Source organism: Streptomyces sp. NPDC088915 (assembly GCF_044749825.1).
Lineage (GTDB): Bacteria > Actinomycetota > Actinomycetes > Streptomycetales > Streptomycetaceae > Streptomyces.
This window is the reverse complement of record NZ_JBIVIR010000008.1, coordinates 262,357-278,577: the sequence shown is the minus strand read 5'-3', so window position 1 is coordinate 278,577 and position 16,221 is coordinate 262,357. Positions and strand designations below refer to the sequence as shown.

Annotated in this window: 14 protein-coding genes and 1 riboswitch; of the genes, 9 read left to right on the top strand and 5 right to left on the bottom strand. The window is 75.3% G+C overall.

Annotated features, from left to right (window positions below):
• Positions 1-9 precede the first annotated feature (9 nt).
• The 6 genes from ACIP5O_RS17310 (at position 10) to ACIP5O_RS17285 (ending at position 7,379) form a co-directional block, all read left to right on the top strand.
• The gene (locus ACIP5O_RS17310; protein WP_125667372.1) at positions 10-231 is read left to right on the top strand and encodes a hypothetical protein; all 222 of its coding nucleotides are present in this window, start codon (positions 10-12) and stop codon (positions 229-231) included.
• A 119-nt stretch (positions 232-350) separates the two neighbouring features.
• Positions 351-482: riboswitch (cobalamin riboswitch) on the top strand.
• A 32-nt stretch (positions 483-514) separates the two neighbouring features.
• On the top strand, positions 515-1,486 hold the full coding sequence (locus ACIP5O_RS17305) for a cobalamin biosynthesis protein (RefSeq protein ID WP_401294028.1): 972 nt from the start codon (positions 515-517) through the stop codon (positions 1,484-1,486).
• Positions 1,483-3,000 carry a cobyric acid synthase gene (locus ACIP5O_RS17300; protein ID WP_401294027.1) on the top strand — a complete coding sequence of 506 codons (1,518 nt, stop codon included), beginning with the start codon at positions 1,483-1,485 and terminating at the stop codon, positions 2,998-3,000. The genes ACIP5O_RS17305 and ACIP5O_RS17300 overlap by 4 nt, the downstream gene beginning before the upstream one ends.
• Positions 3,001-3,265: 265 nt before the next feature.
• A complete protein-coding gene (locus ACIP5O_RS17295) occupies positions 3,266-5,356 on the top strand; it encodes a putative cobaltochelatase (RefSeq protein ID WP_401294025.1) in 2,091 nt (696 codons plus the stop codon).
• A complete protein-coding gene (gene cobO, locus ACIP5O_RS17290; protein WP_125667376.1) occupies positions 5,356-5,964 on the top strand; it encodes a cob(I)yrinic acid a,c-diamide adenosyltransferase in 609 nt (202 codons plus the stop codon). The genes ACIP5O_RS17295 and cobO overlap by 1 nt, the downstream gene beginning before the upstream one ends.
• Entirely contained in the window at positions 5,958-7,379 is a 1,422-nt protein-coding gene (locus ACIP5O_RS17285) for a cobyrinate a,c-diamide synthase (RefSeq protein WP_401294022.1), read from the top strand. The genes cobO and ACIP5O_RS17285 overlap by 7 nt, the downstream gene beginning before the upstream one ends.
• Before the next feature lie 2 nt (positions 7,380-7,381).
• On the opposite strand, the gene ACIP5O_RS17280 is transcribed toward ACIP5O_RS17285, so the two are convergent.
• Complete coding sequence (locus tag ACIP5O_RS17280) at positions 7,382-8,110, bottom strand: ZIP family metal transporter (RefSeq protein ID WP_401294019.1); 729 nt, start codon at positions 8,108-8,110, stop codon at positions 7,382-7,384.
• Positions 8,111-8,116: 6 nt separating this feature from the next.
• Between ACIP5O_RS17280 and cobC the strand changes: the two genes are divergently transcribed.
• On the top strand, positions 8,117-9,802 hold the full coding sequence (gene cobC, locus ACIP5O_RS17275; protein WP_401294017.1) for an Rv2231c family pyridoxal phosphate-dependent protein CobC: 1,686 nt from the start codon (positions 8,117-8,119) through the stop codon (positions 9,800-9,802).
• A 197-nt stretch (positions 9,803-9,999) separates the two neighbouring features.
• Here the strand turns inward: cobC and ACIP5O_RS17270 are convergent, their stop codons facing one another.
• The 3 genes from ACIP5O_RS17270 to ACIP5O_RS17260 form a co-directional block, all read right to left on the bottom strand.
• The gene (locus ACIP5O_RS17270) at positions 10,000-10,986 is read right to left on the bottom strand and encodes an SCO1860 family LAETG-anchored protein (RefSeq protein ID WP_401294014.1); all 987 of its coding nucleotides are present in this window, start codon (positions 10,984-10,986) and stop codon (positions 10,000-10,002) included.
• 319 nt (positions 10,987-11,305) lie between these two features.
• The gene (locus ACIP5O_RS17265) at positions 11,306-12,025 is read right to left on the bottom strand and encodes a siderophore-interacting protein (protein ID WP_401294012.1); all 720 of its coding nucleotides are present in this window, start codon (positions 12,023-12,025) and stop codon (positions 11,306-11,308) included.
• Positions 12,026-12,124: 99 nt separating this feature from the next.
• Entirely contained in the window at positions 12,125-13,210 is a 1,086-nt protein-coding gene (locus ACIP5O_RS17260; RefSeq protein WP_401294009.1) for an amidohydrolase family protein, read from the bottom strand.
• Positions 13,211-13,296: 86 nt separating this feature from the next.
• Here ACIP5O_RS17260 and ACIP5O_RS17255 point away from each other — a divergent pair, with 86 nt between their 5' ends.
• Entirely contained in the window at positions 13,297-14,397 is a 1,101-nt protein-coding gene (locus tag ACIP5O_RS17255; RefSeq protein WP_401294198.1) for a pyridoxal-phosphate-dependent aminotransferase family protein, read from the top strand.
• Positions 14,398-14,475: 78 nt separating this feature from the next.
• Here ACIP5O_RS17255 and ACIP5O_RS17250 read toward each other — a convergent pair whose 3' ends face one another.
• Positions 14,476-15,543 (bottom strand): alkene reductase, encoded by a 1,068-nt coding sequence (locus ACIP5O_RS17250; protein WP_401294006.1) that lies wholly within the window; start codon positions 15,541-15,543, stop codon positions 14,476-14,478.
• A 141-nt stretch (positions 15,544-15,684) separates the two neighbouring features.
• On the opposite strand from ACIP5O_RS17250, the gene ACIP5O_RS17245 reads away from it, so the two are divergent.
• Positions 15,685-16,194 (top strand): MarR family winged helix-turn-helix transcriptional regulator, encoded by a 510-nt coding sequence (locus ACIP5O_RS17245; protein WP_401294003.1) that lies wholly within the window; start codon positions 15,685-15,687, stop codon positions 16,192-16,194.
• Positions 16,195-16,221 lie beyond the last annotated feature (27 nt).

Sequence of the window (16,221 nt, the reverse complement as noted above, 5' to 3'; positions counted from 1 at the left end):
AAGCACCGCATGAAGATCGACTGGGCAGCCCTCGGCTCCGTCTTCGGAGTCAGCCTCGTGGCGACCGTCGCCCTGGTGGGCCTCTTCTCCCTCGGCATCGTCGGCCTCACCAAGCAGGAGGAGGCCACCGCCCGGGGCGGCTCCGCCGCCCTGGCCCGCACCGGCGCCTACGCCTGCTTCGGACTGTGCCTCGCGGCCGTGGCGTACGGCATCTACCTGATCGTCGTCTGACGGCCCCGCTCCACCGGCCGGGCGGTCCGCACCTTCGGGTGCGGGCCGCCCGGCCGCTTCTCTGTGGTGCTCCGCACAGTGCGCCGCCGCAGGTCAAAGCTGGGTTGACGCCCGTTCTCGGCGCGTGGTGGACTGCCGAGGCCATTACGGCGGCAGCAGAGGAAGTCCGGTGCGAATCCGGCGCGGTCCCGCCACTGTGACCGGATCCGAGGGTCCGGGAGTCAGGAACTCTCGCCGCCGGTCACGTCGATCCAGGGCGCGGACCCTGAGTGAGGACACAGCCATGCCCGGGCGCCCCAGAGCCACCGGTGTCTTCGCGTACGGCGCGGCCGCGGGCCTCGCCGTCGACCTGCTCCTCGGCGATCCCCGCCGGGGCCACCCCGTCGCCGCGTTCGGCCGGACCGCCGCCGCCGTCGAAGGGCGCCTCCACCGCGACCACCGCGGCTGGGGCGCCCTGCACGCGGCCGTCTGCGCCGGTTCCACCGTCGCCCTCGGCGCCCTCGCCGCCCGGGCCGTACGGAACCGGCCGGCCGCCGCCGTCGCGCTGACCGCCGCCTCCGTGTGGGCCGTCGTCGGCGGGACGACCCTGGGCCGGGAGGCCCGTGCGATCGGCGGGGCGCTGGCCGCCGGGGACCTGGAGGTGGCCCGGGAGCGGCTTCCGCACCTGTGCGGGCGCGACCCGCGGTCCCTGGACGGTCCCGCGATGGCCCGCGCGGTCGTCGAGTCGGTCGCCGAGAACACCTCGGACGCCGTGGTCGGCGCCCTGTTCTGGGGCGCGGTCGCGGGCGTGCCGGGGCTCGTCGGCTTCCGGGCCGTCAACACCCTGGACGCGATGGTCGGCCACAGGTCCCCCCGGTACCGCCGCTTCGGCTGGGCCTCGGCCCGCCTCGACGACCTGGCCGGCTGGCCGGGCGCGCGCCTGACGGCCGCGCTCGCGACCGTCGCCGGCGGGAATCCGCGCGGGGCCGCCCGGGCCTGGCGGGCGGACGCGTCGAAGCACCCGAGCCCCAACGCGGGCCCGGTCGAGGCCTCCTTCGCGGGCGCGTTGGGCGTACGGCTCGGGGGCACCCTCTCGTACGGCGGGCGCGTCGAGCACCGGCCGGTGCTGAACGGGGAGGGGCGGGCCGTCGAGGTGGCGGACGTCGAACGGGCGGTGGCGCTCTCGCGCCGGGTGACCGCGCTGACCCTGGCCGCCTGTGTGGGCGGCCGTCTGATCGCCGACGCCGTGCGGCGCGGGAAGCGGAGGACTTCATGAGGGGCGGGAGGGGCGGGGGGCTGCTGGTCGCCGGGACCACGTCCGACGCGGGCAAGAGCGTCGTGACGGCCGGGATCTGCCGCTGGCTGGTCCGCAAGGGCCTGAAGGTGGCGCCGTTCAAGGGGCAGAACATGTCCCTCAACTCCTTCGTCACGCGCGAGGGCGCCGAGATAGGCCGGGCCCAGGCCATGCAGGCGCAGGCCGCCCGGGTCGAGCCGACCGCGCTGATGAACCCGGTGCTGCTCAAGCCGGGCGGCGACCGCTCCAGCCAGGTCGTCCTGATGGGGAAGCCGGTGGGCGAGCTGAGTGCGCGCGGCTACCACGGGGGCAGGCAGAAGGAGCTGTTCGAGCCGGTCATGGCGTGCCTGGAGGAGCTGCGGAGCACGTACGACGCGGTGATCTGCGAGGGCGCCGGCAGCCCGGCCGAGATCAACCTGCGGCGCACCGACATCGTGAACATGGGCGTGGCGCGGGCCGCGCGGCTGCCCGTGGTGGTGGTCGGGGACATCGACCGGGGCGGGGTCTTCGCCCAGTTCTTCGGCACGACGGCGCTGCTGTCCCCCGAGGACCAGTCGCTCGTCGCCGGGTACCTGGTGAACAAGTTCCGGGGCGACGTGAGCCTCCTCGAACCCGGGCTCGACATGCTGTACGGCCTGACCGGGCGCCGGACCTTCGGCGTCCTGCCGTACGCGCACGGGCTCGGGATCGACGAGGAGGACGGCCTGAGGGTTTCCTTGCGGGGCGCGGTCCGCGAGTCGGTCGTGGCGCCGCCGGTCGGCGCGGACGTGCTGCGGGTCGCCGTGTGCGCCGTCCCCCTGATGTCCAACTTCACGGACGTGGACGCGCTGGCGGCCGAACCGGGCGTGGTCGTCCGGTTCGTGGACCGGCCCGAGGAACTGGTCGACGCGGACCTGGTGGTCGTGCCGGGCACGCGCGGCACGGTGAAGGCGCTCGCCTGGCTGCGGGAGCGAGGCCTCGCGGACGCCCTGGCCCGGCGCGCGGCCGAGGGCCGCCCGGTGCTCGGCATCTGCGGCGGCTTCCAGGTCCTGGGCGAGCGGATCGAGGACGAGGTCGAGTCGAGGGCCGGTGTGGTCGACGGGCTCGGACTCCTTCCCGTACGGGTGCGGTTCGGGGTCGAGAAGACCCTGGCCCGGCCGGTCGGCGAGGCGCTCGGCGAGCGGGTGGAGGGGTACGAGATCCACCACGGCGTCGCGGACGTGCGGGGCGGGGAGCCCTTCTTGGACGGGTGCCGGGTCGGCTCCGTGTGGGGCACCCACTGGCACGGCTCCCTGGAGGGCGACGGCTTCCGGCGGGCGTTCCTGCGAGAGGTCGCGGCGGCGGCCGGACGCCGGTTCGTCCCGGCCCCGGACACGTCGTTCGGCGCCCTGCGCGAGGAACAGCTCGACCGGCTCGGCGACCTGATCGAGGAGCACGCGGACACGGACGCGCTGCTGCGCCTCATCGAGGAGGGCGCCCCGGCGGGGCTGCCGTTCGTGCCGCCGGGGGCGCCGTGAGCACGGGGGCGCGGCCCGGGGCCGCGGTGGGCGGGGGCGGCGCGAGGACGCGCGGGCGCCGCATGGAGGAGGCGCCGGACCCGGGATGGCACCGCGCGGAACACGCACCCGATCCGGGATGGTCGCGCGCACGACACGCACCCGACCCGGGATGGTCGCGCGTCCAGGAGACGCCGGGTCTGCGGCGGGGCCGCGCGACGGAGGCGTCGGGCCTGCGGCCGGACCGTTCACGTCGGCACAACGAATCCGAGGAGAGGACCACCCGATGAGCACCCGGTACCCGTTCACCGCCGTCGTCGGCATGGACGACCTGCGGCTCGCGCTGCTCCTGAACGCCGTCAGCCCCGCCGTGGGCGGCGTGCTCGTCCGGGGTGAGAAGGGCACCGCCAAGTCCACCGCCGTGCGCGCGCTCGCGGAGCTGCTGCCCGCCGTGCCGGTGGTCGCGGGCTGCCGGTTCAGCTGCGACCCGGCCGCGCCGGACCCGGGCTGCCCGGACGGGCCGCACGAGGCGGGCACGGGGACCGAGCGGCCCGCGCGGATGGTCGAGCTGCCCGTCGGCGCCTCCGAGGACCGGCTCGTCGGCTCGCTCGACATCGAGAAGGCGCTCGCGGAGGGCGTGAAGGCCTTCGAGCCGGGGCTGCTCGCCGACGCCCACCGGGGCATCCTGTACGTCGACGAGGTCAACCTCCTGAGCGACCATCTGATCGACCACCTCCTCGACGCCGCCGCCATGGGCTCCTCCTACGTCGAGCGCGAGGGCGTCTCCGTGCGCCACGCCGCCCGGTTCCTGCTCGTCGGGACCATGAACCCCGAGGAGGGCGAGCTGCGGCCGCAGCTCCTCGACCGGTTCGGGCTCACCGTCGAGGTCGCCGCCTCCCGCGAGCCCGAGCAGCGGGTGGAGGTCGTGCGGCGGCGGCTCGCCTTCGAGGACGACCCGGCCGCGTTCGCCGCGCGCTGGACCGGCGAGGAGAGCGCGCTGCGCGAGCGGATCGTCGCCGCCCGCGCCCTGCTCCCGCAGGTGGTCCTCGGGGACGCCGTCCTGCTCCAGATCGCCGCGACCTGCGCCGCGTTCGAGGTGGACGGCATGCGCGCCGACATCGTCATGGCCCGCACGGCCACCGCGCTCGCCGCCTGGGCCGGGCGGACCGAAGTGTCCTCCGAGGACGTGCGGCAGGCCGCGCTCCTGGCCCTCCCCCACCGCCGCCGGCGCTCGCCCTTCGACGCGCCCGGACTCGACGAGGACAAGCTCGACGAGACCCTGGAGCGGTTCAAGGGCGAGGACCCGGACCCCGACCCGGAGCCGGACGGCCCGGGGGACGGCGGCCCGGACGACGGCGGCCCGGGTGACGGCGGGGGCGGTCCGGACGGTGGCGGCGTCCCGCCGCAGGGCGACGGGCCCGCGCCCGAGGACGTACCGGCGCCGGAGGAGGCTCCCGTACCGGAGCAGGCGCCCGCCCCGCAGCAGGCCGGTGCCGGTTCCGGCGAGCGGGCCGCCGTCAAGGCCGCCGAGCCCTTCCGTACGAAGGTGCTCAGCGTGCCCGGTCTCGGCGAGGGCGCGGCCGGGCGCCGCTCCCGGGCCCGCACCGAGCACGGCCGTACGACCGGCTCCACCCGGCCCCGGGGCGCGCTGACCAAGCTGCACCTGGCGGCGACCGTGCAGGCCGCCGCCCCGCACCAGAAGGCGCGCGGGCGGACCGGGCCGGGGCTCGTGGTCCGGCGCGACGACCTGCGGCAGGCGACCCGGGAGGGCCGCGAGGGCAATCTCGTGCTCTTCGCGGTCGACGCCTCGGGCTCGATGGCGGCCCGGCAGCGGATGAGCGCGGTCAAGGGAGCGGTGCTCTCACTGCTCCTCGACGCCTACCAGCGGCGCGACAAGGTCGGCCTGGTCACCTTCCGGGGCCGGGACGCCGAGGTGGCGCTGCCGCCGACCTCGTCCGTGGACGCGGCCGCCGCCCGGCTCGAACAGCTTCCGACGGGCGGGCGCACGCCCCTCTCGGCCGGGCTGCTCAAGGCCCACGACGTGCTGCGGGTCGAGCGGCTGCGGGACCCCTCGCGCCGCCCGCTGCTCGTCGTGGTGACGGACGGGCGGGCGACCGGGGGGCGCGCGGCCGGTGACCCGGTGGCGCTCGCCGCCCGCGCGGCGCGGCTGCACGCCGCCGAGGGCACGGCGTCGGTCGTCGTGGACTGCGAGACCGGCCCGGTGCGGCTGGGGCTCGCGGGGCAGCTCGCGCGTGAACTCGGCGGCACGGCCGTGACCCTGGACGAGCTGCGCGCCGACTCGATCGCCGGCCTCGTCAGGGACGTACAGGCAGGACAGACAGGACACGCAGCACAGGCATCCAGGAGGGCCGCTTAATGCCGCAGGGACAGCCGACCGTCGTTCCCGACGACGGTCTGACCACCCGCCAGCGCCGCAACCGCGCGCTGGTGATGGTGCACACGGGCGTCGGCAAGGGGAAGTCGACCGCCGCCTTCGGCATGGCGCTGCGCGCCTGGAACCAGGGCTGGCCGATCGGGGTGTTCCAGTTCGTGAAGTCCGCCAAGTGGAAGGTCGGCGAGGAGAACGCCCTCAAGGCGCTCGGCGAGACCGGCAAGGGCGGCACGGTCACCTGGAACAAGATGGGCGAGGGCTGGTCCTGGATCCAGCGCGAGGTCGCCGAGGGCGAGCAGTCGCACGAGGACAAGGCGCGCGAGGGCTGGGAGCAGGTCAAGCGGGACCTCGCGGAGGAGAGGTACAAGTTCTACGTCCTCGACGAGTTCGCCTACCTCCTCCACTGGGGCTGGATCGACGTGAACGAGGTCGTGGAGGTGCTGCGGGGGCGGCCCGGTCAGCAGCACGTCGTCATCACCGGACGCAACGCGCCGCGGGAGCTGGTGGACTTCGCGGACCTCGTCACCGACATGTCCAAGGTCAAGCACCCGATGGACGCCGGTCAGAAGGGCCAGCGGGGCATCGAGTGGTAGCACGTCTCGTCATCGCCGCGCCCTCCTCGGGCGCGGGCAAGACCACGGTCGCGACCGGCCTGATGGCCGCGTTCGCGGGCCGCGGCCTGGCCGTCTCCCCGCACAAGGTCGGCCCGGACTACATCGACCCCGGGTACCACGCGCTCGCGACGGGCCGCCCGGGGCGCAACCTCGACGCGTACATGTGCGGCACGGGGCTCGTGGCGCCGCTCTTCCTGCACGGGTCGCGCGGCTGCGACCTGGCCGTGGTCGAGGGGGTCATGGGGCTGTACGACGGGGCCGCCGACCAGGGCGAGCTGGCGTCCACCGCGCAGGTGGCGAAGCTCCTGAAGGCGCCGGTGGTCCTGGTCGTGGACGCGTCGTCGCAGTCGCGGTCGGTGGCGGCGCTCGTGCACGGGTTCGCGTCCTGGGACCCGGAGGTGCGGATCGGGGGCGTGATCCTCAACAAGGTCGCGACCGACCGGCACGAGCACCTGCTGCGGGAGGCGCTCGGGGAGTCCGGGGTGCCGGTCCTCGGCGTGCTGCGGCGGGCGCCCGCCGTGGCGACGCCGTCGCGGCACCTGGGGCTCGTGCCGGTGGCCGAGCGGCAGGCGGCCGCCGTGGAGGCGGTGGCGGCGCAGGCCGAACAGGTCCTGGCCGGGTGCGACATGGAGGCGCTGCTCGCGCTCGCGCGGTCGGCTCCGGAGCTGTCGGCGGAGGCGTGGTCGCCGGAGGTCGTGGGGCGCGCGGTCGCGGGCCGGCCCCGGATCGCGGTGGCCGGCGGGGCGGCGTTCACGTTCTCGTACGCCGAGCACACCGAGCTGCTGACCGCCGCCGGCGCCGAGGTCGTCGCCTTCGACCCGCTGCGGGACGAGTCCCTGCCCGAGGGGACCTCCGGGCTCGTGATCGGGGGCGGCTTCCCCGAGGTGTACGGGGGCGAGCTGTCCGCCAACGAGCCGCTGCGGAAGGCGGTGGCCGAACTCGCCGCCTCGGGGGCGCCGGTCGCGGCCGAGTGCGCCGGGCTGCTCTACCTGGCGCGGTCGCTGGACGGCGCGCCCATGTGCGGGGTGCTCGACGCGGACGCGCGCATGTCGGAGCGGCTCACGCTCGGGTACCGGGACGCGGTCGCCGTCAGCGACAGCGTGCTGGCGCCGGCCGGGGCGCGGATGCGGGGGCACGAGTTCCACCGGACCGTGATCGAGCCGGGCGCCGGGGAGCGGGCCGCGTGGGGGCTGCGGCAGCCCGAGCGCCGCGTGGAGGGGTTCGTACGGGGCGGGGTGCACGCCAGTTACGTGCACACGCACTGGGCGGGCGCGCCCGGGGCGGCGGCGCGGTTCGTGGAGCGGTGCGCGGGTGCGGGCGGTTCGGTCGCCGGCGGTCCGGTCACGGGTGGTCCGGTCGCAGACGGTTCGGCCGCGGAGGGCCCGGTCGCGTGAGGTCAGCCGTTGGAGGCCCCCACCACGAGCCAGATGAAGCCGACGCCCGCCACCGTGCACAGCAGGGTGGAGCGGGCGGGGTGGTCGTGGTGGGCCTCCGGCAGGATCTCGGCGGCGGCGAGGTAGAGCAGGGCGCCGCCGAAGAAGCCGAGATAGCCGCCGAGAAGTTCCTCCGGAAGGGTGAACAGCAGGGTGGAGGCGGCGCCGAGGACCGGGGCGACGGCGTCCGCGACGAGCATCGCGAGGGCCTTGCGGCGCGCGTTCCCGTAGAGGCTCGTGATCGTGTACGTGTTGAAGCCGTCGGCGAAGTCGTGGGTGATGACGGCGAGGGCGACGGTGGCGCCCATGCCGCCGCCGACCTGGAAGGCGGCGCCGAGCGCGACGCCGTCCATGAGGCTGTGGCCGACCATCGCGGCGGCGGCCGTGAGGCCGACCTGGGGGACCCTCTCGTCGGCCGCGACGCCGTGCGCGGCCTGGCGCACGGCGAGCAGGCGCTCGACGACGTGGGCGAGGAGGAAGCCGCCGACGAAGAGCAGCAGGGCCTCCGGGACGCCGAAGACCTCGTGCCCGGCGGCCTCCAGGGCCTCGGGCAGGAGGTCGAGTCCGACGACGCCGAGCATGAGCCCGCCGGCGAGTCCGAGGACGAGGTGACGCCGGTCGGTGACGCGCCCGGCGACCCATCCTCCGAAGAGCGTCATGAGGAACGCGCCGAGCGCGACGACCACAGCCATGGGGTCTTGCTACCGGATCGGGAGGCGTCCGCGCACCTCGGTGTGGGCGCGCGGTCGGGCGTCCCGGCGGACGAGGTGCTGGCCCTCGTGGACGCGGTCCTGCGGGAGGCGGGGCTGTCCCGTACGGCCGTGCGGTCCCTGGCCACGCTCGACGCGCGGGCGGCGGAGCCGGGGATCGCCGGGGCCGCGGCGGCGCTGGGCGTGCCCGTGCGGGGTTTCGCGGCCGAGGAGTTGGCGGCCGTGTCCGTACCGCACCCGTCGGTGCTGCCGCTGACGGCGACGGGCACGGCCTCGGTCGCGGAGGCGGCGGCCTTGCTGGCGGCGGGCGGGGGCACGGGTGGGGACGCAGGCGTGCGTACGGGTGCGGAGACGGGCCCTGAGCCGGGCTCGGGTACGGAGACGGAGGTGCCCGCGGCTCCGGGCGGGGCGGCGGCGCCCGTGGCGCGTGCGCGGATCGTGCTGCTCGTGCCGAAGCGGAAAACCCGGCGCACAACGTGCGCTCTCGCCGCTTCCGTCCCGGTTCGGTCGCACGAAGGCGCCCCGGGCGTACGGTTGTTGCCCCCGTCACACGGGTACATCGCTGGCGAGCCTGGCTCACCCCCCACCATCCCCACCCCCCACACGACGGCGGCCATGGACATGCACACGCATACCGACGCCCACGACCTTCGCCACCACGGTGACGCCGAGGTCAGGGACGAGAAGCTCATCGACCTGGCGGTCAACGTCCGGACGGACACCCCTCCGGACTGGCTCCGCAGACGCATCGCCGACTCCCTGACCGGCCTCGCCGCCTACCCCGACGGCCGGGCCGCGCGGGCCGCGGTCGCCGAGCGGCACGACCTGCCCCCGAACCGGGTGCTGCTCACGGCCGGCGCGGCGGAGGCCTTCGTGCTGCTCGCGCGGGCGCTGCCGGCGCGGCGGCCGGTGGTGGTGCACCCGCAGTTCACCGAGCCGGAGGCGGCGCTGCGCGACGCCGGGCACGAGGTGGAGCGGGTGCTGCTGCGCGAGGAGGACGGCTTCCGGCTTGATCCGGCGGCGGTCCCGGAGGAGGCGGACCTGGTGGTGGTCGGGAACCCCACGAACCCGACCTCCGTGCTGCACCCCGCCGCCTCGATCGCCGCGCTCGCCCGGCCGGGGCGGACCCTGGTGGTGGACGAGGCCTTCATGGACGCGGTGCCGGGCGAGCGGGAGTCGCTCGCCGGGCGGACGGACGTGCCGGGGCTCGTGGTGCTGCGGAGCCTCACCAAGACCTGGGGCCTGGCGGGGCTGCGGATCGGGTACGTGCTCGCCGCGCCCGGGACGATCGCGGACCTGGAGCGGGCGCAGCCGCTGTGGCCGGTGTCGACGCCCGCGCTGGTGGCGGCGGAGGCCTGCATGTCGCGGGCGGCGCTCGCGGAGGCCGAGCACGCGGCGCACCGGATCGGGATGGAGCGGGCCCATCTGCTCGCGGGGCTCGCGGAGTTCGACGAGGTGCGGACGGTGGCGGGGGCCGAGGGCCCGTTCGTGCTCGTCCGGATCGACGGGGCGGACGCGGTGCGGGAGCGGCTGCGGTCGCTGGGCTTCGCGGCCCGCCGGGGCGACACGTTCCCGGGGCTCGACCGGAACTGGCTGCGGCTCGCGGTCCGGGACCGGGCGACGACGAACCGCTTCCTCCAGGCCCTGGACCAGGCGCTGTTGATGGGCGGCTGAGACGGGTCGCCTTCCACGGGCGGACTTCCACGGGCCGGGGCCCGGGGTTTCCCGTAACGAACCGGGACCGGGGCTTCCCGGGACCGGGGCTTCCCGGGACCGGGCGGGGCCCGGGGAGGGCGGTGTCGTCACCACCGCCCTCCCCGGGCCCCGCCGTTCTCCTTCCCCGCGCCCCCCGGCGCCTCCCTCTCGGACCGTCAGCCGCGCGAGCGGGCGCGCGAACGGGTCAGCGCGAGCGCGCCGCCGCCCGCCACGACGAGGGCGAGCGCCCCGGCCGCGATGTACGGGGTGGTGGAGCTGCCGCCGGTCTCGGCGAGGTTCTGGGTCGGGGTGCTGCCGCCGTTGTTGGTCGTGATGCCCCCGCCGTCGCTCGGCTCGGCGGAGGGCTCCTGGGCCGGCCGCTCCGAGGGCCGCTCGGTCGGCTTCCCGGTCGGCTTCTCCGTGGGCTTCTCGGTCGGCTTCGTGCCCTCGGGCGTCTCGCAGGTCGCCCCGGCGAGGGTCACGGTGCCGTCGACCTTGGCGACGCCCAGCTCCAGCGGGTTGACCTTCACCTTGAGTTCGAGGGCGGTCGCCGCGGCGGTGCGGGAGGTCGTGGAGGTGCGGGAGAGGTCCAGGGTGACCTCGCCGACGCCCGGCACGGTGACCTGGGTCCGGCCGCCCGCGGAGAGGGTGGTCTTCTTGCCGAGGACGGTCACGTGGCCGAGGACGTCGGACTCGGCGACCGGCTTCTCCCCCACCTCGCACAGCGCCTTGGAGGTGACCTTCTCGACCTCGACGAGGGAGAGCAGCGGCAGGCCGGGGACGTGCACGCGCGCCTTGACGAGGTTCACGTGCCCCTCGGCCTTCTCCTCGTCCACGGTGGCCTCGGAGGTGGCGACGTCGGCCTTGAGGACGTCGACCGGCTCGCCGTTCTCGGCCCCCTGCACCTTCACGGAGAGCGCGGTCTCGTTCTCGCTCTCCGGAGCCCGGACCTCGTTGAGGGAGGCCCGGACCGGCACGTTCACCGTCTTGCCGAGGAGGGAGACGTCGAGGCCGGTCCGCAGGACGACGGCGGTGGCGCGCCCTTCGCCGCCCGTGGCGTGCGCCGCGGGGGCCGCGAGGAGCACCGGGCCGACGGCCAGGGCGGCGACGGTGGCGGCGGCCGCGGAACGGCGTACGGGCATGCGGAAGGTGTTGCTGTTCAAGGTGGTGGAACCCCCACAGGAGACATGGCGCCGCCGGCCGCTCACCACGGGGACGGTGGTTCGGCGCGGTCCCGGCGACTTGGGACACCGGAATCTTTACGCACGGAGAGTGAACCGGCGGTCACCTGGCGCCAGTTCACCCCAAAGGGGGGTTTCCGCGTTCATTTTCGATTCTTTTCGCCACAACCGTTCCCGCCCGTCCCGCGTCTTTCGCACGAAGCGCCGGACGCGGGCCCGGAAGGGAACGGAGAGCGCGGGGCGGGCAGGGGTGAGAACGACCGTTTCCGCGTCGGGGTAACGGATCGTCAACCCGGTGCGTTCAGCTGTCGCGCCAGTACCCGAGGGCGTGGACGCGCTCCTTGGGCAGCGCGAGCTCCTTGCGCGCGTACCCGCCGAGGGCGCGGGTGGTCGAGGTGTCGCAGGCGATCCAGACGTACGAGGCGGGGTCGGCGAGCGCGGGCAGCTCGGCCTTCACGCGGGCGACCAGTGCGGCGCCGCCCTTCTCGCGCGGCACCCGGCGCAGGTCGTGCCGCTCGGGGTCGACGCGGAACGGCAGCGCGTCGTCGGAGGCGTGCTGCGTCTCGAACCAGACGGTGGCCGGGAGGCCGGGGAAGGCGTCGAGCAGGGAGTTGATCGCGGGCAGGGAAGCCGCGTCGCCGACCACGAGCAGCCGCCCGGGCAGCGGGTCGGGGGCCTCGAAGCCGGTGCCCTGGAGGGTCGCCTCCACGGTGTCGCCGACGGCGCAGTCCCGGGCCCAGCGGCTCGCGACCCCGTCGTGCAGGGCGAACTCCAGGCCGAAGGTGCCGGCCGCCGCGTCCGGGTCGACGAGGGTGTAGGCGCGCTGGTGCGGCTTGCCGCCGTCGTCGAACCAGACGCGGACCCACATCGTCGGGTGGACCCCGGCGGCGGCGAGGAGGCCGCCGTCCGTGAAGCGCACCCGGCGGTAGTCGTCGGTGACCCGCTCGACCCCCGTCACGGTGAACGTGAAGTCCTTGCCGCGCATCAGCTTGAGGACGGCGCCCTGCCAGCCGTGACCCACCGTGATCCCCCCTCGGTTACCGTGGATTAATTTAGGTCAGCCTAACCTAAGTCCATGAGGGTGTCCCACGTCCTCGGCCCGTCGGCCACGATCCGCCCGTCAGCCCACGATCCGCCCGTTGACGACGATCCGCCGCGGCGCCGCCAGGACGCGGACGTCCGCGCGCGGGTCCTCGCCGTAGACGACCAGGTCGGCGGGGGCGCCCTCCTCCAGGGCGGGGCGGCCCAGCCAGGCCCTGGCCCCCCAGGTGGTGGCCGAGAGGGCGTCGATCGGCGGGATGCCGGCCCGGGTCAGCTCCTCGACCTCCTCCGCGACCAGGCCGTGGGCGAGGGAGCCGCCCGCGTCGGTGCCGACGAAGACCGGGACGCCCGCGTCGAAGGCGGCGCGGACCGTGTCGTACCGCCGCTCGTGCAGCCGTCGCATGTGGGCCGACCAGCGGGGGAACTTCTCCTGGCCGCCGTCCGCGAGGTGCGGGAAGGTCGCGATGTTGACCAGGGTCGGGACGATGGCGACGCCCCGCTCCGCGAAGAGCGGAATGGTGTCCTCGGTGAGCCCGGTGGCGTGCTCGACGCAGTCGATGCCCGCCTCGACGAGGTCGCGGAGGGAGTCCTCGGCGAAGCAGTGGGCGGTGACCCGGGCGCCGAGCCGGTGCGCCTCCGCGATGGCCGCCTCCACCTCGGGGCGCGGCCAGCAGGCGGTGAGGTCGCCGGCCTCGCGGTCGATCCAGTCGCCGACGAGCTTGACCCAGCCGTCGCTCCGGCGGGCCTCCCGGCCGACGTACGCGACGAGGTCGGCGGGCTCGATCTCGTGGGCGTAGTTGCGGATGTAGCGGCGGGTGCGGGCGATGTGCCGCCCCGCGCGGATGATCTTCGGCAGGTCCTCGCGGTCGTCGATCCAGCGGGTGTCGGAGGGCGAACCGGCGTCCCTGATGAGCAGGGTCCCGGCGTCCCGGTCGGTGAGGGCCTGCTTCTCGGCGGTGTCGGCGTCGACGGGCCCGTGCCGGTCGAGGCCGACGTGGCAGTGGGCGTCGACGAGTCCGGGCAGGACCCAGCCCGTCACCGCCAGGGCCTCCCCCGGGGGCCGTTCGAAGGTGATCCGCCCGTCCACGCACCAGAGTTCGTCCCGTACGTCCTCCGGGCCGACGAGCACCCGCCCCCGCACGTGCAACACCTCGTGATCGCTCATGCCTGCACTGTACGAGGGCCCGCGGGAGCGGTGGGCGTACGCTGGCCACGCCCGTACCGCCGACCCGAGAAGGCACCACCGTGACCGTGACGCACCCGCTCCTGGACCTGGCCCCGCTGACCGCCGCGCACTTCGCGTCGATCGAGCGGCGGGTGGCCGCGCTGCTCTCCACGGAGCAGGACGTGGTGATCACCCAGGGCGAGGCCCTGCTGCCGCTCGAAGGGTGCATCCGGAGCGGGGCGCGGGCCGGTTCGACCGCGCTGAACGTGGTCACCGGCCCGTACGGGCAGACCTTCGGGAACTGGCTGCGGGACTGCGGCGCGACCGTGGTCGACCTGGAGGTGCCCTTCCACGCGGCGGTGACGGCGGAGCAGGTGGAGCGGGCGCTCGCCGAGCACCCGGAGATCGACTTCGTGTCCCTGGTGCACGCGGAGGCGGCGACGGGCAACACCAACCCGGTCGCGGAGATCGGCGAGGTCGTCCGGGCCCACGGCGCGCTGTTCTACCTGGACGCGGTGGCGTCGATCGGCGCGGAGCCGGTGCTGCCGGACGCGTGGGGCGTGGACATGTGCATCATCGGCGCGCAGAAGGCGATGGGCGGCCCCGCGGGCGTGTCCGCGGTGTCGGTGAGCGCGCGGGCCTGGGAGCGGTTCGCCGCCAACCCGGCCGCGCCGCGCCGCTCGTACCTCTCGCTCCTGGACTGGAAGGAGCGCTGGATCGACGGCGGCCGCAAGACGCTGCTGCACGCCCCGGCGCAGCTGGAGATGCTGGCCCTGGAGGCCTGTGTGGAGCGGATCGAGGCGGAGGGCCTGGACGCCCTGATGGCGCGGCACGCCTCGGCGGCGACCGCGACCCGCGCGGGCGCGCTCGCGCTGGGCGGCGGTCTGGAGCCGTACGTGTACGAGGCGAAGGACGCGGCCCCGGTGGCGACGACGCTGCGCACGCCGGAGGGCGTGAACGCCGCCGAGCTGGTGGCGAAGGCGCTCGCGGCCGATCCGTCGCTGCCGCTGATCGCGGGCGGCGGCGCGCTGTCCGGGGAGATGATCCGGGTCAACCACTACGGGGTGGACGCGACCCCGGGCGCCGTCCAGTCCTCGCTCGCGGCGCTCGGCGCGGCGCTCGGCGAGACGGGCCGCGCGGTGGACCTGGAGGGCGCGCGCCGGGCGGTGACGGAGGCCTGGGCGTAGCCCGTGGGGGCTCTCGTACGCGGGAGGGGGCGGGGTTCCGGTGCCGGGACCCCGCCCCCTCCGCGTACGCCCGGGGGGTTACAGCGCCGGGTAGTCCGTGTAGCCGCGGTGGTCGCCGCCGAAGAAGGTGGCGGGGTCCGGGGTGTTGTACGGGCCGCCGGCCCGCAGGCGGGCGGGCAGGTCGGGGTTGGCGATGAAGAGCGCGCCGTAGGCGACGAGGTCGGTGGTGCCGTCCTCGATCAGGGCGAGGGCGTCGGGGCCGGTCGGGCCCTCGGTGGCCGGGTTGAGGACGAAGGTGCCGGAGAACGCCTTGCGCAGGGCGAGGGTCAGCTCGCGCACCTCGGGGCTGGCCTCCGTGACGTGCAGGTACGCGATGCCGACCGGGTCGATCGCGGCGACGAGGGCCGGGTAGACCGCGTCGGTGTCGGTCTCGGTGATGTCGTTGTAGGTGTTGGCCGGGGAGATGCGCAGGCCGGTGCGCTCGGGGCCGATCGCGGCGGCGACGGCCTTGACGACCTCGACGGCGAAGCGGATGCGGTTCTCGACCGGGCCGCCCCACTCGTCGGTGCGGTGGTTGGAGCCGGTGGCGAGGAACTGCTGGATCAGGTAGCCGTTGGCTCCGTGGATCTCGACGCCGTCGAAGCCGGCCTCGACGGCGTTGCGGGCGGCGGTGGCGAAGCCGGCGATCGTCTCCGCTATCCCGTCGGCGGTGAGCTCGCGCGGGGCGACGAAGTCGATGAGGCCGGTGCCGGCGAAGAGCTGCCCGGCCGGGGCGACGGCGGAGGGGCCGACGGGGTGGAGGCCGCCGCCGAGGACCTCGGGGTGGCTGATCCGGCCGGCGTGCATGAGCTGGGCGAAGATCCGGCCGCCCTTCGCGTGGACGGCGTCGGTGACCTCGCGCCAGGCGGCGATCTGCTCGGCGGTGTGCAGGCCGGGGGTGTTGGGGTAGCCCTGGCCGATGGCGGTGGGCTGGACGCCTTCGGTGATGATGAGGCCGGTGGAGGCGCGCTGGGCGTAGTACTCCGCGACGAGCGCGGTGGGGGTGCGGCTCTCGCCCTCGGCCCGGCTGCGGGTCATGGGGGCCATGGCGATGCGGTTGGCGAGCCGGGTGCCGGCGAGGTCGATCGGGTCGAAGGCGGTGGTCATGGCGGTCCCTTCCCACAAAGTGTGTGGTCGACCAAGTATCGGGTTTATGTGGTCGGCCAAATATCTGGTCCGGACGCCACTGTAACCCATTCCTTGGCCGACCAAGGTAATCTTGGGGTGACGACGTCCCGAGGAGCTCCCGTGTCCGGAACCGACCCTGTCTGTACCGAGCCGCCGCTCGCCGCCACGCGCTGCGGGCCCGTCGGCCACGCCCTGGCGCGGGTCGCGCGGATGCACCGGATCGCCATGGGGCGGCGGCTGCGGGAGCTCGGGCTCTATCCGGGCCAGGAGCTGATGATGATGCGTCTGTGGGACTGCGGGCCGGTCCGGCAGTCGGAGCTGATCCAGTCCCTGGGCCTGGACCCGTCGACGGTGACGAAGATGCTCCAGCGGCTCGAACAGTCCGGGCACGTGCGGCGCGGCCCGGACCCGGCGGACCGGCGCGCGGTCCTGGTCGAGGCGACGGAGAAGGGCCAGGCGCTGCGCGCGGGCGTCGAGGACGCCTGGCGGGACCTGGAGGCGCGCTCCCTCGACGGGCTCTCCGCGGCCGACGGGGCGGAGCTGTCCCGGCTGCTCGGCCTCGTCGCGGAGAACCTGCGCGGGGAGGCGGAGGGAGCGGGCGACTGTTCGGCGGGGGCGCAGGTCTGCTGAGACGGGCGGGGCCGGACGCCGGACCCC